The 19,596-nt window shown below is 68.2% G+C and carries 16 protein-coding genes, 1 tRNA gene and 2 pseudogenes; 12 read left to right on the forward strand and 7 right to left on the reverse strand.

Annotated features, from left to right (window positions below):
- The first annotated feature begins 347 nt into the window (after positions 1 to 347).
- From H3H34_RS08685 to H3H34_RS14145, 4 genes and pseudogenes are all read left to right on the forward strand, one after another.
- The gene (locus H3H34_RS08685; RefSeq protein ID WP_194744914.1) at positions 348 to 2,915 is read left to right on the forward strand and encodes an EAL domain-containing protein; all 2,568 of its coding nucleotides are present in this window, start codon (positions 348 to 350) and stop codon (positions 2,913 to 2,915) included.
- Between the two features lie 296 nt (positions 2,916 to 3,211).
- The gene (locus tag H3H34_RS08690; RefSeq protein WP_194744915.1) at positions 3,212 to 3,574 is read left to right on the forward strand and encodes a response regulator transcription factor; all 363 of its coding nucleotides are present in this window, start codon (positions 3,212 to 3,214) and stop codon (positions 3,572 to 3,574) included.
- Positions 3,575 to 3,789: 215 nt separating this feature from the next.
- A pseudogene (locus H3H34_RS13620) lies at positions 3,790 to 4,693 on the forward strand (transposase).
- Between the two features lie 381 nt (positions 4,694 to 5,074).
- A pseudogene (locus H3H34_RS14145) lies at positions 5,075 to 6,127 on the forward strand (recombinase family protein); the annotation flags it as partial.
- A 288-nt stretch (positions 6,128 to 6,415) separates the two neighbouring features.
- On the opposite strand, the gene H3H34_RS13880 reads toward H3H34_RS14145, so the two are convergent.
- The 7 genes from H3H34_RS13880 to gph form a co-directional block, all read right to left on the reverse strand.
- On the reverse strand, positions 6,416 to 6,547 hold the full coding sequence (locus tag H3H34_RS13880; RefSeq protein ID WP_268978306.1) for a hypothetical protein: 132 nt from the start codon (positions 6,545 to 6,547) through the stop codon (positions 6,416 to 6,418).
- 150 nt (positions 6,548 to 6,697) lie between these two features.
- Positions 6,698 to 6,774 (reverse strand) — tRNA-Arg (locus H3H34_RS08710).
- Positions 6,775 to 6,809: 35 nt separating this feature from the next.
- A complete protein-coding gene (locus tag H3H34_RS08715) occupies positions 6,810 to 7,274 on the reverse strand; it encodes a L,D-transpeptidase family protein (protein ID WP_194745222.1) in 465 nt (154 codons plus the stop codon).
- 38 nt (positions 7,275 to 7,312) lie between these two features.
- Positions 7,313 to 8,386 (reverse strand): GTP cyclohydrolase II, encoded by a 1,074-nt coding sequence (gene ribA / locus H3H34_RS08720; RefSeq protein WP_328831688.1) that lies wholly within the window; start codon positions 8,384 to 8,386, stop codon positions 7,313 to 7,315.
- The gene (locus H3H34_RS08725) at positions 8,383 to 9,171 is read right to left on the reverse strand and encodes an exodeoxyribonuclease III (RefSeq protein WP_194744916.1); all 789 of its coding nucleotides are present in this window, start codon (positions 9,169 to 9,171) and stop codon (positions 8,383 to 8,385) included. Before H3H34_RS08725 ends, ribA begins: the two co-directional genes overlap by 4 nt.
- 279 nt (positions 9,172 to 9,450) lie before the next feature.
- Complete coding sequence (locus H3H34_RS08730; RefSeq protein ID WP_194744917.1) at positions 9,451 to 10,059, reverse strand: LolA family protein; 609 nt, start codon at positions 10,057 to 10,059, stop codon at positions 9,451 to 9,453.
- Positions 10,056 to 10,769 carry a phosphoglycolate phosphatase gene (gph, locus tag H3H34_RS08735; RefSeq protein ID WP_194744918.1) on the reverse strand — a complete coding sequence of 238 codons (714 nt, stop codon included), beginning with the start codon at positions 10,767 to 10,769 and terminating at the stop codon, positions 10,056 to 10,058. Before gph ends, H3H34_RS08730 begins: the two co-directional genes overlap by 4 nt.
- An 87-nt stretch (positions 10,770 to 10,856) precedes the next feature.
- Between gph and glmU the strand changes: the two genes are divergently transcribed.
- The 8 genes from glmU to H3H34_RS08775 all read left to right on the forward strand — a co-directional run bounded on the left by glmU (position 10,857) and on the right by H3H34_RS08775 (position 19,594).
- Positions 10,857 to 12,203 (forward strand): bifunctional UDP-N-acetylglucosamine diphosphorylase/glucosamine-1-phosphate N-acetyltransferase GlmU, encoded by a 1,347-nt coding sequence (gene glmU, locus H3H34_RS08740; RefSeq protein ID WP_194744919.1) that lies wholly within the window; start codon positions 10,857 to 10,859, stop codon positions 12,201 to 12,203.
- Between the two features lie 30 nt (positions 12,204 to 12,233).
- A complete protein-coding gene (locus H3H34_RS08745) occupies positions 12,234 to 12,467 on the forward strand; it encodes a CopG family transcriptional regulator (protein ID WP_194744920.1) in 234 nt (77 codons plus the stop codon).
- 6 nt (positions 12,468 to 12,473) lie between these two features.
- Complete coding sequence (locus H3H34_RS08750) at positions 12,474 to 12,689, forward strand: PIN domain-containing protein (protein ID WP_194744921.1); 216 nt, start codon at positions 12,474 to 12,476, stop codon at positions 12,687 to 12,689.
- Positions 12,690 to 12,700: 11 nt separating this feature from the next.
- Positions 12,701 to 14,524 (forward strand): glutamine--fructose-6-phosphate transaminase (isomerizing), encoded by a 1,824-nt coding sequence (gene glmS, locus H3H34_RS08755; RefSeq protein WP_194744922.1) that lies wholly within the window; start codon positions 12,701 to 12,703, stop codon positions 14,522 to 14,524.
- The gene (gene gorA / locus H3H34_RS08760; RefSeq protein WP_194744923.1) at positions 14,521 to 15,870 is read left to right on the forward strand and encodes a glutathione-disulfide reductase; all 1,350 of its coding nucleotides are present in this window, start codon (positions 14,521 to 14,523) and stop codon (positions 15,868 to 15,870) included. Before glmS ends, gorA begins: the two co-directional genes overlap by 4 nt.
- 34 nt (positions 15,871 to 15,904) lie before the next feature.
- Complete coding sequence (locus H3H34_RS08765) at positions 15,905 to 17,332, forward strand: carotenoid oxygenase family protein (protein WP_194744924.1); 1,428 nt, start codon at positions 15,905 to 15,907, stop codon at positions 17,330 to 17,332.
- Positions 17,333 to 17,373: 41 nt separating this feature from the next.
- On the forward strand, positions 17,374 to 18,747 hold the full coding sequence (locus H3H34_RS08770; protein WP_194744925.1) for a class II 3-deoxy-7-phosphoheptulonate synthase: 1,374 nt from the start codon (positions 17,374 to 17,376) through the stop codon (positions 18,745 to 18,747).
- Positions 18,748 to 18,850: 103 nt separating this feature from the next.
- Entirely contained in the window at positions 18,851 to 19,594 is a 744-nt protein-coding gene (locus H3H34_RS08775) for an FxLYD domain-containing protein (protein WP_194751897.1), read from the forward strand.
- Positions 19,595 to 19,596: the final 2 nt, after the last annotated feature.

Consider the following 19,596-nt stretch of genomic DNA (forward strand, 5'->3'; position numbering starts at 1 on the left):
CTCAGGCTGGATCTGCCCTGCCGCCACGCATCATGAGCGCGGTTGGCCAGACCGGGCCAATCGTCAATCCATCTGTCGGTCTGGCTCTGCCTCGATATCGCCTGACACTCTGGAAGGGGTCGAGACCTCGGTTCCAGAAAACGGTCGGACGGAGGACGAAGACCGGCTCGTAAAGGGCGCGTAACTTCTGGGCGACAGCTGACGGAGATTCACACCTTTGCGACGACATGTCGCATAAACTGCACGCAAACCGCGTCGCGCGCGGTCGTCTCCTCAGCTGGCCGCCTTGTCATCCAGGCCGTGGCTCGTCGGACGGTGGCTCGAACGCCCAATACTGGAATTTTGTCATGCGTCACTTCGCGCCACCGACCGAACTGCTTGCTGCACCCAGCATTGAATGCCTGAAGGCCTCCGAGACTCTGTTTGAAGCCGCGCGCATCGGCGTCTGGCTGGCCGACCTTGACCGTTCGACGCTGTGGTGGAGCCGCATGACGCGGCGCATCCACGAGGTGCCGCAGGACTTTGAACCCACCTTGCCCAATGCGATCGACTTCTACGCACCGGAGGTGCGGAACGCCGTGCTGGCGGTCATCGACAGGGCGCGGGAAACCGGTGCGCGCTGGGACGAGACCTATCCCGCGGTCACCTTCCGAGGGCGCCGGATCCTACTGCATTCCAGCGGCTTCACCGTGCAGGAGGAGGGGCGCACCAGGTTCATTGTTGGCACTTGCGAGGACGTGACCGAGGCCACCGAGCGGGCCCGTGATCACGAACGGCTGGCGCTGGTCGTCAGGCAGATGACCAATGCCGCCATCGTAACCGACCGCGAGGGCTATACAGTCTGGGCCAATACCGCCTTCGAAAAGCTGACCGGGCACCCGGTTGAAAGATTTATCGGCCGAAAGCCCGGTTCCGTCCTACAGGGGCCAGGCACTGATCCCGAGACCATTTCTGCGATCGGGTCGGCCATTCGCGAGGGCCGGCCGTTTCATGGCGAGATCCTCAACTATCACGCCGATGGCCGGCCCTACTGGATCGAGCTCTCCATCTCGCCGATCTTTGACCGGAAGGGCGGGGTCAGCGGCTTCGTCGGCATCGAGAGCGACGTGACCCCGAGGCGCGAAGCTGAAGAAGCTGCCCGCCGGGAACTCGAGGCTCGACGTGCCGCCGAGACGCTTCTGCGAGACATCATCGATGCGGTCCCGGTCGTGGTCGCCGCCTATGATCAGCAGAACCGCCTTATCCTCGTCAATCGCATGAAGCGCGAGATGTTCCCCGGGCACGCGGCAACGCTGACGCCAGGCATGCCGCTTCAGGAGGTCATCCGGGGATGGCTCTGTATCGAGGAAGGTAAGGTCCTCACCCCGGACCTGGATCAGACCATCCGCGCCATGGTGGAGGCCGCAGCGTCAGATGTTCCGCCACACGAGCTCCAGTTGCCCGACGGCCGGTGGCTTTTGTCCTCTGCTCGGCGATCGCCCTCGGGCAATCTTATTTGGGTGCGTACGGACATCACTGCACAGAAGCGGTCTGAGCTCGAAGCGCGTGAACGAGCCAGCAGAGACACACTCACTGGCCTTTTGAATCGGTCCGGGTTCCTCGATTTGCTCAAGGCGATGAAAGCGCGGATGTTGGCATCCTCAGAGCCCATGCCGCCGTCGGGCTGTCTCGTTGTCTTTGATGTAGATCACTTCAAGGCCGTGAACGACGCCTATGGGCATGAGGCTGGCGACACGCTGCTCCAGACCGTCGCTCGGCGCGCCTCCCGTGCGGTACGCAGGCAGGACCTGGTCGCCCGGCTAGGTGGCGACGAGTTCGCCATCTTCTTACCCGACGTCACACAGCAGGACGCACCTTGCCGAGTAGAGGAAATTATCCAGTCGATCATGCGCTTCAGCCAGGTTGGCACGGTGCGGCTTGTTCCATCTATCTCGGCGGGCGCGGCGCTGGCAGGGGTCGATGGTTCGGACTGCGAGGAACTGCTCCGAAATGCCGACCGCGCCCTTTACGAAGCCAAGCGTCAGGGCAGAGGCCGGGTCGTCTTTTATGCTGACCGGCTGGCCGGCGAGATGGCGGAAAGGCATCAGCTGGCCGAGCGACTGCGGCAAGCGCTCGCAGCCGACCAGATCACCATTGCCCTCCAGCCCCAGTTGGATTTGTCCGAAGGGCGCGTGACAGGTTTTGAGGCCCTCGCGCGCTGGAACGACGGCCAGCGCCAGGTGCCTCCGCCTGAGTTCGTGGCCGCCGCCGACGAACATGGTCTCGCAGAACTGCTTGGTCGACGGGTGATGGAGCAGGCTCTCGCCGCCTGTGCAAGGCTGCGCGCCGCCACGGGTCAGCCACTTAAGGTAGGGGTCAATATCTCGACTGCTCAGCTCCTCGCGGAGGACTTCGCCGAGCGTGTCCTCTTGTTGGTTGCCGCGCAGGATCTGCCTGCACAGGCGCTCGAGCTCGAGATCACCGAGACCGTGCTCCTCGACCGCTCGTTTGGCCGCATCGTCGAACATCTGACCCGCCTGCGCGACGCCGGGGTGCGGATCGCGCTCGACGACTTCGGCACCGGCCACGCGTCTCTCAACCATGTGGGAACGCTTCCGGTGGATGCTCTGAAGATCGACAAGAGCTTCGTCGCCGCCATTGGGACCGACCGTCGTCGGGAACTGATCGCGACGACGATCATCGGCTTGGCGCGCGGCCTTCGGCTCGACTGCGTTGCCGAAGGCGTCGAGAGCCTCGAACAGCGTCACTTCCTTGAAAGCCACGGCTGCACGCACCTGCAAGGCTACCTGATCGGCAAACCGATGCCCGAACCGCAGGCCCTCGATGTGCTCAACCAAGTCATGTCCGCCTCCGGGAAGTCGAAGGATCCGGGGCCCCGCACTGCAAAGTACCTTTCCGGCCTGCGCTCAGGGTGAGCACAATCACGGCTGGCCGGATCCCAAGGACTGGATCTGCTCGGCCATCAACCGCGAACGCGCAACACTGCACCTGACCGAGAGCGTTCCTGACCGACATCGAAGACGATGAGGAAAACCGGCGTTCCAGCCGAACGGAGCATGTTCGGGCCTCCCTGCCAGAGCCAAGGTCTGCTCCCCGCCATCCGTCGATCTCAGCGGACGTGACCGTTTCGCCCGCGACACCTCTTGTTAAGAGATAACAAAAAATTTATTTTTGGTCTGCGACATTCAAAAAGTCGCGCTGGAAGGCAGTGATGCGGCAGGCCGGCTTTGAGACCGAGACTCAAGACGCGTTGCGCAGGATCAAGCGCCTGACCCCTAGGCTCGTCGCATGTCTCGAACTCGTCGATGCGCATGCGACCTCCAAGGAAATTGCGCAGCAGCTTGGAATTTCTCCCCACACGGTTGATGCGCGAATGCGCCGTGCCATCACCATTCTCGGCGTGCGTAACAGGCGGGAGGCCGCGATCCTATGGCGATCTGCGTTGGAGCAACAACGGAACAGGATTGAGCGCTTCAAGGTTTCCTCGGCTCCACGAGGTTCTAAAATTGCTAATTTTGCTCGCTACCGGTTCCAGCCGTTCAGAATGCGACGTACTACAGGGGGGAAAATCTGAAATCCCTGCGACACCCGTCACCGCTGTCAATTCATTGTCTAGTCACATGTCGTCATGAAAGATAGGGTTTCGATGGGACTTTGTATGGCAATGTTACAAGAGCAATTGACGCATGATGAGGCTAGACTGGTTCTTACCGACGTTGAATCGATGGGGGACTCCCGAGGCTGAGGTTTCCTGACTCATCCATTGGGTTGGTGAGGAGGCCAGCCTGGATTGGACGAGCCTTGTCGATGGACCTGCGGGAGCGGGTGATGGGGGCGGCGGATAGCTGCAGGTTGTATTGGGCAGCGGCGGCCCGGTTCGGGATAGAGGTTTCGAGCGCCATTCAGCAGCAGTTGAGCCGAGAGCGTGTCCGACCCGGCCGCCCGGGGGGCAATGTGCGGTCTTCTGTGATTGATGGCCATCGGGCCTTTCTGCTGGCGCTGGTTGAGGAACAGCCGGAGCTCACCCTCGATGAGCTCCGGGCCGCGCTGGCGGCGCGTGGCACCCCCGTCAGCATCGCAGACGTCTGGCGGTTCTTCGATCGCCACCGAGCAGGACCGGCCCGACATCCTGAAGCAGCGCTGGGCCTGCTTCGAGGGCCAGGCATATCTTGACCCCGGCCGCCTAGTGTTCATCAACGAGACTTGTGAGTCGACCATCATGGTGCGCGGCCAAGGCCAGGCGCCCAAAGGCCAGCGGCTGCCGCCGGGTTTTCGCACGGTCACTGGAAGACGACGACGTTCCTCGCCGGCCCCCGGGAACAGCGGCATGGTCGCGCCCATAGTGCTCGACGGCCCGATCAACCGCGACGCGTTCCCTGCCTACGTAGAGCAGGTGCTTGTCCTAGAGTTGAGACCTAGCCACATCGTCATCTCGGACGAGGTGGCCAGACACACAGCGCTAGCGGTGCGAGTGGCATCGAGGCCGCCAGCGCGACCTTTTGCGTCTTCCCGCGCCTTCTGTCGCGACTTCAACCTGATCGACAAGGCCTTCTTGAAGCCCAAGGCCCACCTCTGCAAAGCCAGCGGAGCGCACCGCTCACGGCCTCTGCAACACCATCGGTTGCATCCTAATCCTCAACCTACCCAGGAATGCGCCAACTCATTCAGCACCTGCGGGTATGAACCAACATGATCGAGAACTGGTCTAGCCCAGTGATCCACAGAGCAGAGGCTCCACGGCGGGTGGCACGCGCCACTGCCACGACCGTGAAGCCCAGCCGCGGGGCGGGATTTTCCGGGACGAGGCACCAGCGCAGCCGTGCCTCATACGCGACAACGCCGGCATGGCACTGCCATGCAGCCAGAAGCGGCATCCCAAGCCCAAGGAACCCGACGCCCGCGCCTACGCGTCGGACACGATCCTGTCTGGCCTCGGCATGCGCGCCGATGCAGGCTGGCCGGACGAGCCGCCCGTGACGCCGGAGGAAGTGGAGATGGTCTTCGCCGCCCTCGGGCATCGCATCGAGGAGCTGTTCGAATGACCCAAGCCCTCACCGCAAGCGCAAGCCCGATCATGGCATCCTCCTCCACCGGCGTCCTGGCCGGACGACGGGCTGCCGCCTATGTGCGCGTATCGACCAGGAAGCAGGCCGACAACGAGCTGTCGCTTGCCGAGCAGCAGGAGGAGATCAGGGCCTGGGCCGAGGCCAACGGGGTCGAGCTGGTCACAACGTTCGTTGAGGAGGGTGCGAGCGGCACCACCGACCGCAGGCCGCAGCTGCAGCGCATGGTTCGCGAGATCGGCTCGGGCGCGCTCCGGGTCGACCTCGTGCTGGTGTGGAGCTACTCCCGCTTCTTCCGCAACGCCGAGGAGTTCGCCGCCTACAAGCTGCGGCTCGCCCGGCACGGCGTCCAGCTCCAGTCGGTGACCCAGGACTTCGGCACCGGCCCGCACGCGGACCTCATCCTCCAGATCCTGACCGCGATCGACCAGTATGCCTCGCAGATCAACGCCGAGCAGGTGAAGCTGGTCATGCGCGCCAATGCCGAGCAGGGCTGGTGGAACGGCTCGCGGCCCCCGTTCGGCTACCAGGCCGCGCCCGACCGGCAGGTGGGCCGGAAGATGAAGAAGCGGCTTGTCCCCGACCCCGACGAGGCCGCGGTCGTCGTCCGCATCTTCCGCCTCTATGCCCACGGCGAGGAAGGCTCAGGGCCGCAGGGGCTCAAGGCCATCGCCTCCCGCCTCAACGGCGAGGGCGTGCGGCTGCGCGGCAAGCGGTTCCTGACCTCGACCATCGCCGACATCCTCCAGCGCACGACTTACATCGGCGAGCATCTCTACAATGTCCGCGACAGCCGGACCGGCAGGATCCGGCCGCCCGAGGAGTGGATCCGCATCCCCTGCCCGCCGATCGTCGAGCGCCCGCTCTTCGAGGCCGTCCAGGCCCGGCTCGCCATCAATCGGCCGAAGGTCACGGCACCGCGGCGGGTGAACGGCCCGACGCTCCTCGGCCAGATCGGCCGCTGCGGCGAGCCGGGATGCGGCGCCGGCCTCCTCCTCGTGACCGGCAAGGGCGGCCGCTACCGCTACCTCACCTGCCAGACGAAGCGCACCCAGGCGGCCGATGCCTGCACGCTCAGGAACTTCCGCCTCGCCGACGTCGATGACGCGGTGATCGCCGCAATCGAGCAGAGGATCCTTGGCCCCGAACGGCTCCGGGAGCTGCTCCACCACCTCCTCGACCGCTCGGATGCCGCCCGTGCCGAGCGCGCCAGCCGCCTCTCCCGCCTGCGCGCCCGCCGCACCGAGGCGGAAGCTACGAAGGCGCGCCTCTGGGACGCAATCGAGGCCGGCCTTGCCGACCCCCGCGACCCCGAGGTGCGGCAGCGGCTCGAGGCGCGCAACCTCGAACTCTCAGTCCTCGACGAAGAAATCCGCGCCCTCGAGGCGCAGGATCGCGACCGCCCGCACCGGCAGATCACACCAGACGTGCTCGACCGGTTCGCGCGCCTCATGCGCGAGGCACTCCGCGGGCCCGATCCGCACCTCAGGAAGAGCTACCTTCACATGCTGGTCTCGGAGGTCCGCCTCTCGAACGAGGGGCTCGTCATCCGCGGCCACACCTCCGACCTCGAGGTCATGGTCGCGCGCTCGGCCGAATCGGACCGGCGGCTGGTGCCCACTTTTGCCCAGAGGTGGCGCACCCGAGAGGATTCGAACCTCTGGCCTCTGCCTTCGGAGGGCAACGCTCTATCCAGCTGAGCTACGGGTGCGTGGCCCGCGCCGATGGGCATTCGGGAAGGCGAAGTCAAGCCGGCCCTGCCACCTCCACCACGCTGCCGGTCCCAAGCCGCGGCAGCAGGGCGAGAAGATCTTCCCGGGCCGTTGCAAGGCAGCCTTCGGTCGGCCCGCCGTCGGGCCGTGCCAGGTGCCAGAAGATGGCGCTGCCGCGGCCCGGCACCACCGGCGCATCGTTCCAGCCGAGGACGACGATGACGTCGTAGAGTTCGTCATCGCGCCACAGCCGCTCGGCGGAATGGGGGTGCGGATGCGTCACGGGGCGGTTGTAGGCCGGGTCCGCGGGCGCGTCGCTCCAGCCGTCAGCCGGGCGCAGCCAGCGCCACGGCAGCCGCAGCGGAAGGGCCTCGACCCGGTCCGGGCGAAGGAGGACGCTCCGCAGGGGAAGCCGCCCCGCCGGGGTTGCACCGTCGCCCTCGCGCTTGGCCTCGGGCGCCACCACGCCGCTGCGGCCCACGCGCACGGGAACGCGCATGCCCTCGGCGTGGAGACAGCCGCCCTCGACCCGAAGGATCACAGCTGGTGGCCCTGCCGCGCCCGCTTGGTCGCGAGATAGGCCGCGTTATGCGGGTTGGGCGGCAGCACGAGCGGCACCCGCTCGACCACCGCGATGCCCTCCCCTTCGAGCGCCCCGGTCTTGGCCGGGTTGTTGGTGAGCAGCCGGACCTCTCCCACGCCGAGCTTGCGGAGCATGGCGGCCGCGAGGTCGAAATCCCGCTCCTCGGCCTCGAACCCCAGACGCAGATTGGCATCCACGGTGTCGAAGCCCTGGTCCTGCAATGCATAGGCCCGAAGCTTGTTCATGAGGCCGATGCCGCGGCCCTCCTGCTGAAGGTAGAGGAGAAGGCCGCCTTCGGCGGCAAGCGCGCGAACCGCGGCGCGGAGCTGCGGGCCGCAGTCGCACCGGAGGCTGCCCAGCACGTCGCCCGTCAGGCAGGCGCTGTGCAGCCGCACGAGCGGCGGCGACGGGGGCGCGCCGATGACGAGCGCCAGGTGCTCGGGCCCGCCGTCCTCGGGCCGGAAGGCGATGACCTCGCAGGCCTCCGCGCCTTCGAGCGGCAGCCGCGCCCGGCTCACGACCCGAAGACGCGGCGCGCGGCGCCATGCCAGGGCCGCCGCGGCATCGACGGCAAGCATCTCGGGCGCCGCCGGCGCATCGGCAACGACGAAGGCAGCCGGCAGCAGGCCGGCGCGCTTCAGGAGCACGAGCACGGCCTCCGCCGCGCGCAGGTGCGGGCCCGGATCCCGGGTCGGGAACGGGCCCTTGAGCGGTGTTGCGAGGTCGTCGGCCGGGTCGGCCGTGGCGATGCCGGTGACCAGGTCCAGCCAGGGCATGCGGGTGACGAGCACGGCCCGGGCGCCGGCGGCTGCCCGCTGGTTGGTGATGCGGAGCGTTGCGGCGCGCTCGGGCGTCAGCAGCAGGTCGGCACGGCCGTGTGTCTCGAGGCTGGCGAGGCTTTCGGACGTCGCCAGCTCGGCCGGCAGGGCGTGGAGCGCGAAGGGGCCATCGGCGACGCGCACGGCGACCCCGCGCCTCAGGTCATCGACGGCGCGGGCAAGCGCGAGGTCGGTGGCGGCTGCGCTCACAGGTCGAAGGTGGCAAGGAGCGGCACGTGGTCAGACGGGCGCGGCCATCCGCGCGCCTCCCGCAGGGTCTCGACCCCGAGGGCCGCATCCACAAGCTCGGGCGAGCACCAGACATGGTCGAGGCGCCGGCCGCGGTCGGAGGCCTCCCAGTCGCGCGCGCGATAGCTCCACCAGCTGTAGAGCCGCTCGGGCGGGGGCACGAAGCGGCGGCCGAGATCGCACCAGTTGCGGCTCGCCTGGAGCTGGCCCAGCGCCTCGACCTCGACCGGGGTGTGGGAGACGACGTCGAGCAGGGCCTCGTGGTCCCACACATCCTCGGGCAGGGGCGCGATGTTGAGGTCGCCGACGAGGATGGCGGGCGCGCGGTGCGCGGCCGACCAGTCGGTCATGCGGGCGAGAAAGTCGAGCTTCTGGCGGAACTTGGGGTTGATCTCCCGGTCGGGGACATCGCCCCCAGCCGGGATGTAGACGTTGTGGAGCTCGATGCCCGAAGGCAGGCGAACGGCAACATGGCGCGCTTCGCCGTTGCCCTGCCAGTCCTGGCGTTCGATCGGCTCGAGCGGCAGGCGCGAGGCGATGGCAACCCCATGATGCATCCGCTGGCCGTTGAGGTGAAGGTGCGGCAGGCCGAGGGCCGCGAACAGCGGACGGGGAAACTCGGCATCCGTGCACTTCGTCTCCTGGAGGCAGAGGATGTCGACCCTGTGCCGACGGAGCAGCTCCTCGAGGAGGTGCGGGCGCGCGCGAACGCTGTTGATGTTGAGGCTCGCGATGGTGAGCGGCATGGGGACCACTTGGCCGCCCCTGTCGTGCGCGGCAAGCCCCGCGAGGCCTCCAACGCATTGGCCCCTGCTCCGGGGGCATGGAGCAGGGGCCGTTTATGCGTTCGTCACGCAAGGGAGGGCGGGGCCGGGCAACAGGGGGCAAATCCCGGCGGCGCCTCTCCTGTTCACGCTTCTAGGCCATGGAGGCTTTCCGAACCGTGAACGGGAAAAACTTGCCGAAATTCTGCTGGCAATCAAGCCGGCGCGTGGGCGGGACGCTTCGCCGACCCGGCAGCTGGGTCACGCCCCCGGGCGTCCGGTGCGCGGGCGCGGATCGCGGAACGTGAAAGCGTTCTCGCCAACCTCGACGTTCCAGCGGATGTCCGAAAGTTCCACCTGCGTCAGGTTGTTCTGGCCGTCGATCACGCGCCAGCCGAGAAGGCGCAGCCCGCCAGGTGCGGCGGAATCGGGCGCGAGGAAGAAGCGGATCCTGCCGAGGTCGGGCCGCTTCGGGTCCTGCGCCTCGACGGTCACGGCGCCGGGAATCGGCGACTCGCGTTCGGGCACGAGGCGGGCGATTCGCGACAGGTTCGCCTCGGGGTCGAGGAGGACGGCAAGCGGGGTCTGGCGCACAGGCCACTGCGAGACCTGGGCAACGCCATAGTCGATGAACGAGAGCCGCTGGCCATCGGCCACCACGAGGATGCGCGCTCCGGGCCCGTAGTCGAACCGGATCCGGCCCGGGCGTTTCAGCGTCATCGTGCCGGTGGCGACGCTGCCGTCCTGGGCGGTCTGGCGAAAGGTGGCCGTCATGCTCCGCGTGGCCGCGAGCGCACGCTCGACATCCGCAAGGGTCGTGGCGGAGGCAGGCGCGGCGAGGACGAAGGCTGCAACCAGGGTGCGGATCATGGCCGGGCGGTTGCGTCCTCCCCGGTGAATCGGGCGTGAAGGGCCGCGAGCGCGCCTTCGAGGGCGGCGAACCCGTCGATCCGCGCGTCCGCTGCGATTTCGGCGTGGGGGATCTCGCTGTAACCGTGTGTCACCAGCACGAAGGGCACGCGTGCCGCGCGGGCGGTCTCCGAGTCGGTGGCCGAATCCCCCACGTAGACGGACGCGGCCGTCGCCCCGCCGGCGGCGGCGAGCGTGTCGATGAGGTGGCGCGGATCGGGCTTGCGCCAGGGACGCGAATCGGCGCCGAGCACGGCGGCGAAGCGTGCCCGCCAGCCGATTGCGTCGAGGAGGGCAAGGGCAAGCGCTTCCGGCTTGTTGGTGCAGACCGCCAGCCGGACGCCCTCGCCCGCTAGCCAGTCGAGTACGGCTGCCGCCCCCGGGAACGGTCGGCTCATTGCCGCGATGTTGGCGCGGTAGTGGGCGAGGAAGAGGGGGAGCCCTTGGGCGACGAGCTCTGGGATGGCCTCCTGCGGGCCAGTGGCGGAAAGCCCGCGTTCGAGCAGGCGGCGCGCCCCCTGCCCGACCATGGCCCTCACCGACTCGGCCGGGACCGGGGGCCGGCCCAGGGCGGCCAGCGCATGGTTGAGTGCGGCAGCCAGATCGGGCGCGGTGTCCACGAGCGTGCCGTCGAGGTCGAAGGCGACCGTCATGGGAAGGCGCGGCGGCATGCGGCGGCCCGTGCCGGAAAGCCTCGGGGAAGGAAAGGCCGTGTCCCCATGGTGGCACGAGCGCGGAGGCTGTGGCAGGGGCGCGCCATGCCGCAGCCTCTGGCACCCGCCATCGTCATCCTTGCCGCCGGCAAGGGCACGCGCATGCGCTCCGACACGCACAAGGTGCTGCACCCCGTTGGCGGCCGGCCGATGCTCCTCCACCTCCTCGAGACCGCCGCGGCACTGGCACCGGTCCGCACGGTCGTGGTGGTGGGAGACCGGGCCGAGCAGGTGGCAGCCGTGGTCAAGCCGCTCGGCTGCGAGACCGTCGTCCAGGAGCCGCAGCTGGGCACGGGCCACGCCGTGCTGCAGGCGGAGCCGCTGCTCCGCGGCCACGAGGGGCCGATACTCGTCCTGTTCGGGGACGTGCCGCTGGTGCGTGCCGAGACGCTTGCCGCGCTGCTTGCCGCCGTCAGCGCGGCCGCGCCGATCGCGGTGCTCGGGTTCCGTCCAGCCGAGCCGGGGGCCTATGGCCGCATCCTGACCGACGCGGACGGGCGGATCCTGAGGATGGTCGAGGCCCGCGACGCAAGTCCCGAGGAGCTTGCCGTTCCGCTCTGCAACGCCGGCATGATGGCGATGGCCTCACCGCTCCTCTGGCGGCTGCTGCACCAGGTCGGGAACGCCAATGCGGCCGGCGAATATTATCTGCCCGACATCGTGATGCTGGCGCGCGCGGAAGGTCTCGACGCGACGGTGGTCGAGGCACGCGAGGACGAGCTCCTCGGTGTCAACAGCCGGGCCGACCTTGCGCGAGTCGAGGCGGCCTTCCAGGCGCGCCGCCGCCGCGAGGTGATGGAGGCGGGCGTCACGCTGGTGGCGCCAGAGACCGTCTTTCTCGCGCACGACACCCGCTTCGGGCGCGACTGTGTGGTGGAGCCCTTCGTGGTGTTCGGTCCCGGCGTCTCGCTCGGCGACCGGGTGGTGGTCCACGCCCACTCGCACCTCGAGGGCGCGACGCTCGGCGACGGCTGCGCGGTCGGCCCCTTCGCCCGCCTCCGGCCCGGGACGGTCCTCGAGGCGGGCGCCAGGGTGGGCAACTTCGTCGAGACCAAGAAGGCGCGGCTCGGCGCCGGGGCAAAGGCCAACCACCTGACCTACCTTGGCGACGCCGAGGTGGGCCAGGGCGCCAACATCGGTGCAGGCACCATCACCTGCAACTACGACGGGTTCGACAAGTTCAGGACCGTAATCGGCAAAGGCGCCTTCATCGGCTCGAACAGCGCGCTGGTCGCGCCCGTCTCGGTAGGGGCCGGGGCGATCGTCGGCGCCGGCTCGGTCATTACCCGCGACGTGCCGGCCGATGCGCTTGCGGTCGCGCGCGGGCGCCAGGAGGCCCATGCCGGCTGGGCGGCGCGGTTTCGCGCGGGGAAGGCAGGCAAGGCTGATTGAGACAGAATGACATCGTGATATCGGAAAGCCATGCGCACGCTCATCGACATTCCCGCCGACGACCTCGAGCGGCTCGATGCGCTGGCACGGCGCGACCGCCAATCGCGCGTGGCCGCGGTGCGCGACGGCGTTTGCGCCCATCCGCTCGGCCATTCCGAACCGGGATGGATCGCTTGCGGTCAGGGGCGCTGGAGGGAGCTGCCCGGCCCGGCCGACGGCGTGCTCTACCCGCAGGAGATCCGCCAGGACCGGGATGCGGACTGACGGCCGATGTCCGACCCCGAGTTCGATACCCATGCGCTGGTTGACTGCTGCCGCGGCTGCCCCGAGGCCCGAACCGTCACCCTCCACCTCGGCAGTATGAAGCTCCTTGATGCCATCATCCCCGCCACGGCCCAAGTGCGTGGCGCCAGTCTCATCACCCGCGACACGCGCGACCTTCCGGCCGGCTGGCCGGGCATTCGCGTGCCCTCCGAGCTTCCCTGAAAGGCCCCTCCATGTGCGGAATCGTCGGCATCCTCGGGCGCGGTGAGGTGGCCGCGCGGCTCGTCGCCGGCCTGCGCCGGCTCGAGTATCGCGGCTACGACTCCGCCGGCATCTGCCTCGTGGGCAGCGACGGCTTCGTCCGCCGGCGCGCCGAGGGCAAGCTCGCCAACCTCGAGGCGCGGCTCGCTGCCGAGCCGGCCCATGGCGCCTCGGGCATCGCCCACACCCGCTGGGCCACCCACGGCCGGCCGAGCGAGGTGAACGCCCACCCCCACATCGTGGGCGACGTGGCCGTGGTCCACAACGGGATCATCGAGAACTTCCGCCCGCTGCGCGAGGCGCTCGAAGCCGAGGGGCGGGTCTTCACCTCCGAGACCGACACCGAGGTCATCGCCCATCTCGTCGCCCGCGAGCTGGAGCGCGGCCACCCGCCGGTGGCGGCAGTGCAGGCGGTCCTCCCGCAGCTCCACGGCGCCTTCGCGCTCGCGCTCCTGTTCCGCAACGAACCAGACCTCCTCATCGGCGCGCGGCTCGGCGCGCCGCTCACCGTGGGCTTCGGCGACGGCGAGGCCTATCTCGGCTCGGATGCGCTGGCGCTTGCCGATCTGACCCAGGAGGTGAGCTACCTCGAGGACGGCGACTGGGTGATCCTCCGCCGCGGGGCGGTCGAGATCCGTGACCGCGAGAACCGGCCGGTCACGAGGCCGCGCATCCGCTCGGGCCTCTCGGGCGCGCTGGTCGAGAAGGGCAACTACCGCCACTTCATGCTGAAGGAGATCCACGAGCAGCCGCTGGTGGTGGCGCAGACGCTCCAGTCCTACCTGAAGCCGCTCGACGGCCAGGTGGCGCTGCCCATCCCCGATGCGCGTCTCGAGAACGTGGGCCGGGTCACGATCGTCGCCTGCGGGACGAGCTTCTACGCCGGCATGGTGGCGCGCTACTGGCTTGAACGCTTCGCCCGGGTGGCCGTCGACATCGATGTCGCTTCCGAGTTCCGCTACCGCGAGCCGGTGCTGGAGCCCGGGGGGCTGGCGCTCTTCATCAGCCAGTCGGGCGAGACGGCCGACACGCTTGCCGCCTTGCGCCACGCCCGTGCCGAGGGGCAGACCATCGCTGCCGTCGTCAACGTGCCGACGAGCTCGATGGCGCGCGAGGCCGACATCCTGCTGCCCACCCACGCCGGCCCCGAGATTGGCGTGGCCTCCACCAAGGCCTTCACCTGCCAGCTCGCCGTGCTGGCAGCGCTTGCCGCCAACCTCGCGCGCGCGCGCGGCCGGCTTTCCCGCGAGGAGGAGCGCGAGATCGTGACCCACCTCGCCGAGGCGCCCGCGGCCATGAACGCCGCGCTCGCGCTCGACCCGGCAATCGCAGCGCTCGCCCCGCTCGTCGCCCCGGCGCGCGACGTGCTCTACCTCGGCCGCGGGCCCGACTATCCGATGGCGCTCGAGGGCGCCTTGAAGCTCAAGGAGATCAGCTACATCCACGCCGAGGGCTATGCCGCGGGCGAAATGAAGCACGGACCCATCGCCCTCATCGACGAGGCAGTGCCGGTCATCGTGCTGGCACCCTCCGGCCCGCTGTTCGAGAAGACCGTCTCCAACATGCAGGAAGTCCGGGCTCGCGGCGGCAAGGTGATCCTGATCTCCGACCGGGAGGGCCTCGCCGCCGCCGGCGACGGGTGCCTGGCCACCCTCGAGATGCCGCGCACGCACCCGCTGATCGCCCCGCTCGTCTATGCGGTGCCGGTGCAGCTCCTCGCCTACCATGTCGCGGTCGCCAAGGGGACGGATGTCGACCAGCCGCGCAACCTCGCCAAGTCGGTGACGGTCGAGTGACCGCGTCCTTCGACTTCGACTTCTTCGTGATCGGTGCGGGCTCGGGCGGGGTGCGCGCAGCCCGCATCGCCGCCGGCCATGGCGCGAAGGTGGGCATTGCCGAGGAGCACCGGGTGGGCGGCACCTGCGTCATCCGCGGCTGCGTGCCGAAGAAGCTCCTCGTCATCGGCGCCCACTTCGCCGAAGACCTGGTGGATGCCGCCCGCTTCGGCTGGCGGATCGAGGGCCGCCACTTCGACTGGCCGACCCTCAGGAACAATGTGCTCGCCGACGTGAGCCGGCTGGAGCGGGCCTACCAGGCGACCCTCGACAGCCACGCGGTCGAGACCTTCCACGCCCGCGCCGAGCTTGCCGGGCCCAACCGGGTGCGGGTGGGCGAGCGCGAGGTCACGGCGCGGCACGTGCTGGTGGCAACCGGCGCGCGGCCGCAGGTGCCGGCCGACGTTCCCGGCGCGGAGCTCGGCATCACTTCGAACGAGGTCTTCCACCTCGAGGCCCTGCCCGAGCGGATCGCCATCGTCGGCGGCGGCTACATCGCCAACGAGTTCGCCGGAATCTTCCACGAGCTCGGCAGCCGGGTGACGCAGCTCGTGCGGGGCAATCGCCTCCTCCGTGGCTGGGAGCCGGCGCTTGCCGACCGGCTGCTGCAGATCTCGCTCGGCAAGCACATCGACATCCGCCTCGACTGCCAGCCGACCCGGGTCGAGCGGCTGGCGGGAGGCCAGCTCCGGGTCGCGCTCTCGGCCGGCGAGCCGCTCGAGGTGGATGCGCTGCTCTGGGCCATCGGCCGCATCCCCAACGCCGACGGCCTCGGGCTCGAGGCGCTCGGCGTCACCCGGCGCAACCGCGGCGAGATCGCGGTGGACGATGGCAGCACCACGAACCTTCCATGGCTCCACGCCGTCGGCGACGTGACCGACCGGATGCAGCTCACCCCGATCGCCATCCGCGAGGGCCATGCGCTTGCCGACCGGCTGTTCGGCGGCCGCCACTGGACGGTGGACTATGCGAACGTGCCGTCGGCCGTCTTCAGCCACCCGCCGCTCGCCTCGGTCGGCATGACCGAGCCCGAGGCCCGCGAGCGGCTGGGTGGCGTGCGCATCTTCACCGCCGACTTCCGGCCGATGAAGAACGTGCTCGCCGGACGCGACGAGCGCGCACTCTACAAGCTCGTCGTCGATGCCGCGACCGACCGCATCGTCGGCGCGCACCTGATCGGGCCCGAAGCGCCCGAGATCCTCCAGGCGCTTGCCATCGCGGTGAAGGCAGGCCTCACCAAGGCCGAGCTCGACTCGACCGTCGCCCTCCACCCGACCATGGCCGAGGAACTGGTCCTGATGCGCTGACGCGGCTAGGGTGGCGCCTGGAGGAGAGGCGGCCATGGCAGGCGGTGTCGAGGCGGCGATCAGGGGCGTGGTGGGCACGGGGCTGGCGGCGCTCGCCGGCTTCAACCGGGGGCGGATGCGCCCTGACCCCAACCCCTGGATGAACGGGGTGTTCGCCCCCGTCACCGAGGAGGTCACGCTCGAGGGCCTCGAGGTCCGCGGGACCATCCCCGAGGCACTCGACGGCCTCTACGTCAGGAACGGCGCCAACCCGCTCGGCACCGAGCACCAGCCGAGCCACCACTGGTTCCTCGGGCAGGGCATGGTCCACGGCGTGCGCCTGAAGGACGGCAGGGCGCTCTGGTACCGCAACCGCTGGGTGCGCTCGAACGCGGTTTCGGCCTTCCTCGGCGAAGCGCCTGCGCCTGGCCCCCGCCACCCGCTGACCGACGTTGCCAACACCAACGTGGTGGACATCGGCGGGAAGACCTACGCGATCGTCGAGGCCGCCGGATACCCGGTCGAGCTCGGACCCGATCTTGCGACGCTCCGCCACGACCCGTTCGGCGGCACGCTCACCACCCCCTTCTCCGCCCACCCCCACCGGGACCCGGCCACGGGGAAGCACCATGCCATCTGCTACGAGGGCGCCCCGAACGGCCGGGTGTGGCATGTCGTCGTCTCGCCCGGTGGCCGCGTCGAGCGGGCGGAGGAGATCGCGGTTGCCGACGGCCCCTCGATCCACGACTGCGCCATCACCGAACGGCACATCCTCGTCTTCGACCTGCCGGTCACCTTCGCGCTCGACCGCTACCTCAAGGGTCACCGCTTCCCGCTGGCGTGGAACCCGCGGCACCCCGCCCGGGTCGGCGTGCTCGGCCTCGAGGCGCCGGGGGCGAGCATCCGCTGGTGCGCGGTCGACCCCTGCTACGTCTTCCACCCCGCCAACGCCTTCGAGGTTGGCGACGGCACCATCGTCTGCGACCTCGTGGTGCACGACCGCATGTTCTGGCGCTCCACCTCGGGGCCGGACGCGCAGCGCATCACCCTCGAGCGCTGGACCCTCGACCCGGCTGCGGGAACGGTTGCGCGCCGCGTGCTCGACGACCGGCCGCAGGAGTTCCCCCGGATCGACGAGCGGCGGACCGGCCGCCGCCACGGCCATGTCTGGACCGCGGAAGTGGACCTGGCCACGGTCGTCGCCACCCCCCGCCTGCTTGCCCATGACGTCGAAGCTGGCAGCAGCCAGGTGCACGACTTCGGCCCCGGCGCCATGGTGGGCGAGTTCGTGCATGTGCCGCGCGGCAAGCGCGAGCTGGAGGGCTGGCTCGTGGGCCTCGTCGCCTGGCCAGGCGAGGGGCGAAGCGCGCTCATGATCCTCGATGCGGCCGACATCGCGGCGCCGCCGGTCGCCGAGGTACGCATCCCCCGGCGGATTCCGCCCGGCTTCCACGGCAACTGGATCCCCGCCCTCCCCGCCTGAGGCTTGCCCGCCCGCGCCTGCCGGTGCATGACGCAGGCGCGATGGCGAAACCCTGGACACCTTCCTCGTGGCGCGCGGCCGAAGCGCGGCAGCTGCCGGCCTGGCCCGACCCTGCGCGCGCGGCAGCGGTCGAGGCCGAGATGCGGAGCTATCCGCCGCTCGTGTTCGCCGGCGAGGCGCGCGACCTCAAGGCCCGCCTTGCGGACGTGGCGGCAGGCCGCGCCTTCCTGCTCCAGGGTGGGGACTGTGCGGAGAGCTTCGCCGAGTTCCACCCCAACACCATCCGCGACACCTTCCGGGTGATCCTGCAGATGGCCGTCACCCTCACCTTCGCAAGCCACATGCCGGTGGTGAAGGTGGGGCGGATGGCCGGGCAGTTCGCCAAGCCCCGTTCGGCCGACATGGAGGAACAGGGCGGCGTCGCCCTTCCCTCCTACCGGGGCGACATCGTGAACGACATCGGCTTCGACGCCGAGGCCCGCACCCCCGACCCGGAACGGCAGAAGCGCGCCTACATGCAGGCCGCCGCGACGCTCAACCTGCTGCGCGCGCTTGCAACCGGCGGCTACGCCAACCTCCACCAGGTCCACAAGTGGAACCTCGACTTCATGGCCCGCTCGCCCTGGGCCGAGCGCTATGCCGAGGTGGCAACGCGGATCGGCGAGGCGCTCGCCTTCATGGAGGCCTGCGGCATCTCGCCCGAGACCGTGCCGCAGCTCAAGGGCACGGAGTTCTACACCAGCCACGAGGCGCTGCTCCTGGGCTATGAGGAGGCGATGACCCGGCAGGACAGCCTGACCGGCGACTGGGTGGACACCTCCGCCCACTTCCTCTGGATCGGGGACCGCACCCGCTTTCCAGGCTCCGCCCATGTCGAGTTCCTGCGCGGCGTGCTGAACCCCATCGGCATCAAGTGCGGGCCGAGTCTCACGCCCGATGATCTCCTGCGCCTCATCGACACGCTGAACCCTGCCAACGAGCCCGGCCGGCTCACCCTCATCTCCCGCTTCGGCGCCGACCGGGTGGAAGCGCACCTCCCCGCGCTCATCCGCGCGGTGAAGCGCGAAGGCCGGCATGTGGTCTGGTCGTGCGACCCGATGCATGGCAACACCATCAAGTCCGCCTCGGGCCTCAAGACCCGGCCGTTCGAGCGCATCCTCGCCGAGGTGCGGCAGGTGTTCGCGGTCCACCGCGCCGAGGGAACGCACGCGGGCGGCATCCACATCGAGATGACCGGCCAGAACGTGACCGAGTGCACCGGCGGCGCGATCGCCGTCACCGACGAGACGCTGGCCGACCGCTACCACACCCATTGCGACCCGAGGCTCAACGCCAGCCAGGCGCTCGAGCTCGCCTTCCTGCTCGCCGAGGAGCTGGCCGAGGCTCGCAGGGCCCGCCCCGCCGCCGCGGCCTGAGAGGCTTCTTGCCCCCTTTTAGGTAAAAACGCTGATGCCCCTTAACAAACTCCGAAGAGATTTTTCTTTTAAGCAGTTCTATCGGACATTTACGCGATTTTCCATGGTTTTTCTGCCTCTATTTGTCTTGTCCAGCTGCAAAATTGAAGATGATAGAATGCAAAACAAAGAGATTCAACAAAGCCCAAATTGGAATAACTTTTCTCTCCTTCCGCCACTGACAGGGCCAGAGCTTGTTAAAGAGGCAGAAAAGAGATTGGAAGATTTGCGAGAACTAGACAAAGAACCGGTGTTAGACTATACACTTCAGTTGGAAAATTGGCAATGGTTTTCTAGATCTGGCTATGCGATTGTGGAGGGACGAGTCAGGAACGTTGGTCAAGCGAGGATTAGAAACCTTGAAGTTGTAGTAGAATTTTATGACCAGAGCGGGAATTTCATTACTTCTGATAGCGCGCTTTCTGAATTCTCGCCACTGATGCCAAATCAGTCAACGCCATTTCGTGTTATGGCGCGATACAATCCTCTTATGGCAACCGCATCTATCAGGTTCAAGGAGTTATTGGGTTCTGAACTAAGCTATCGCGATGCGCGAAAGCATTCTACAGACGCTTTGGCGCGTGAAAGGCAGATTCTAAGATTGCAACGATCTCTTCAGACTCTCGGCTATATGAACTCTTCGGTGGATGGAAAGATCGGACCAGAAACTAGAAGAGCAATCAGCGAGTTTCGATCAGATTATGGGATTGCTCACGCTAAAGTGGATGATCTCTTATCAGCCATAGCACTTGTTGCATCGGAAAGAGAGCCTCTTAGAAGGCAAAACAAAGACCTGGGTGGCAGCTAAAG

Origin of the sequence: Thermaurantiacus tibetensis (assembly GCF_015354055.1) — a bacterium.
Classification (GTDB): domain Bacteria; phylum Pseudomonadota; class Alphaproteobacteria; order Sphingomonadales; family Sphingomonadaceae; genus Thermaurantiacus; species Thermaurantiacus tibetensis.

What these genes read in the sequence shown, in the direction of transcription:
- H3H34_RS08770 (WP_194744925.1), top strand. Translation starts at nt 17,374, where the DNA reads ATGGCGAAACCCTGGACACCTTCCTCGTGGCGCGCGGCCGAAGCGCGG.
- H3H34_RS08690 (WP_194744915.1), top strand. Translation starts at nt 3,212, where the DNA reads ATGCGGCAGGCCGGCTTTGAGACCGAGACTCAAGACGCGTTGCGCAGG.
- H3H34_RS08685 (WP_194744914.1), top strand. Translation starts at nt 348, where the DNA reads ATGCGTCACTTCGCGCCACCGACCGAACTGCTTGCTGCACCCAGCATT.
- H3H34_RS08750 (WP_194744921.1), top strand. Translation starts at nt 12,474, where the DNA reads ATGTCCGACCCCGAGTTCGATACCCATGCGCTGGTTGACTGCTGCCGC.
- H3H34_RS08715 (WP_194745222.1), bottom strand. Translation starts at nt 7,274, where the DNA reads ATGCGCGTTCCCGTGCGCGTGGGCCGCAGCGGCGTGGTGGCGCCCGAG.
- H3H34_RS08765 (WP_194744924.1), top strand. Translation starts at nt 15,905, where the DNA reads ATGGCAGGCGGTGTCGAGGCGGCGATCAGGGGCGTGGTGGGCACGGGG.
- H3H34_RS08775 (WP_194751897.1), top strand. Translation starts at nt 18,851, where the DNA reads ATGGTTTTTCTGCCTCTATTTGTCTTGTCCAGCTGCAAAATTGAAGAT.
- H3H34_RS08730 (WP_194744917.1), bottom strand. Translation starts at nt 10,059, where the DNA reads ATGATCCGCACCCTGGTTGCAGCCTTCGTCCTCGCCGCGCCTGCCTCC.
- glmS (WP_194744922.1), top strand. Translation starts at nt 12,701, where the DNA reads ATGTGCGGAATCGTCGGCATCCTCGGGCGCGGTGAGGTGGCCGCGCGG.
- glmU (WP_194744919.1), top strand. Translation starts at nt 10,857, where the DNA reads ATGCCGCAGCCTCTGGCACCCGCCATCGTCATCCTTGCCGCCGGCAAG.
- gph (WP_194744918.1), bottom strand. Translation starts at nt 10,769, where the DNA reads ATGCCGCCGCGCCTTCCCATGACGGTCGCCTTCGACCTCGACGGCACG.
- H3H34_RS08745 (WP_194744920.1), top strand. Translation starts at nt 12,234, where the DNA reads ATGCGCACGCTCATCGACATTCCCGCCGACGACCTCGAGCGGCTCGAT.
- H3H34_RS08725 (WP_194744916.1), bottom strand. Translation starts at nt 9,171, where the DNA reads ATGCCGCTCACCATCGCGAGCCTCAACATCAACAGCGTTCGCGCGCGC.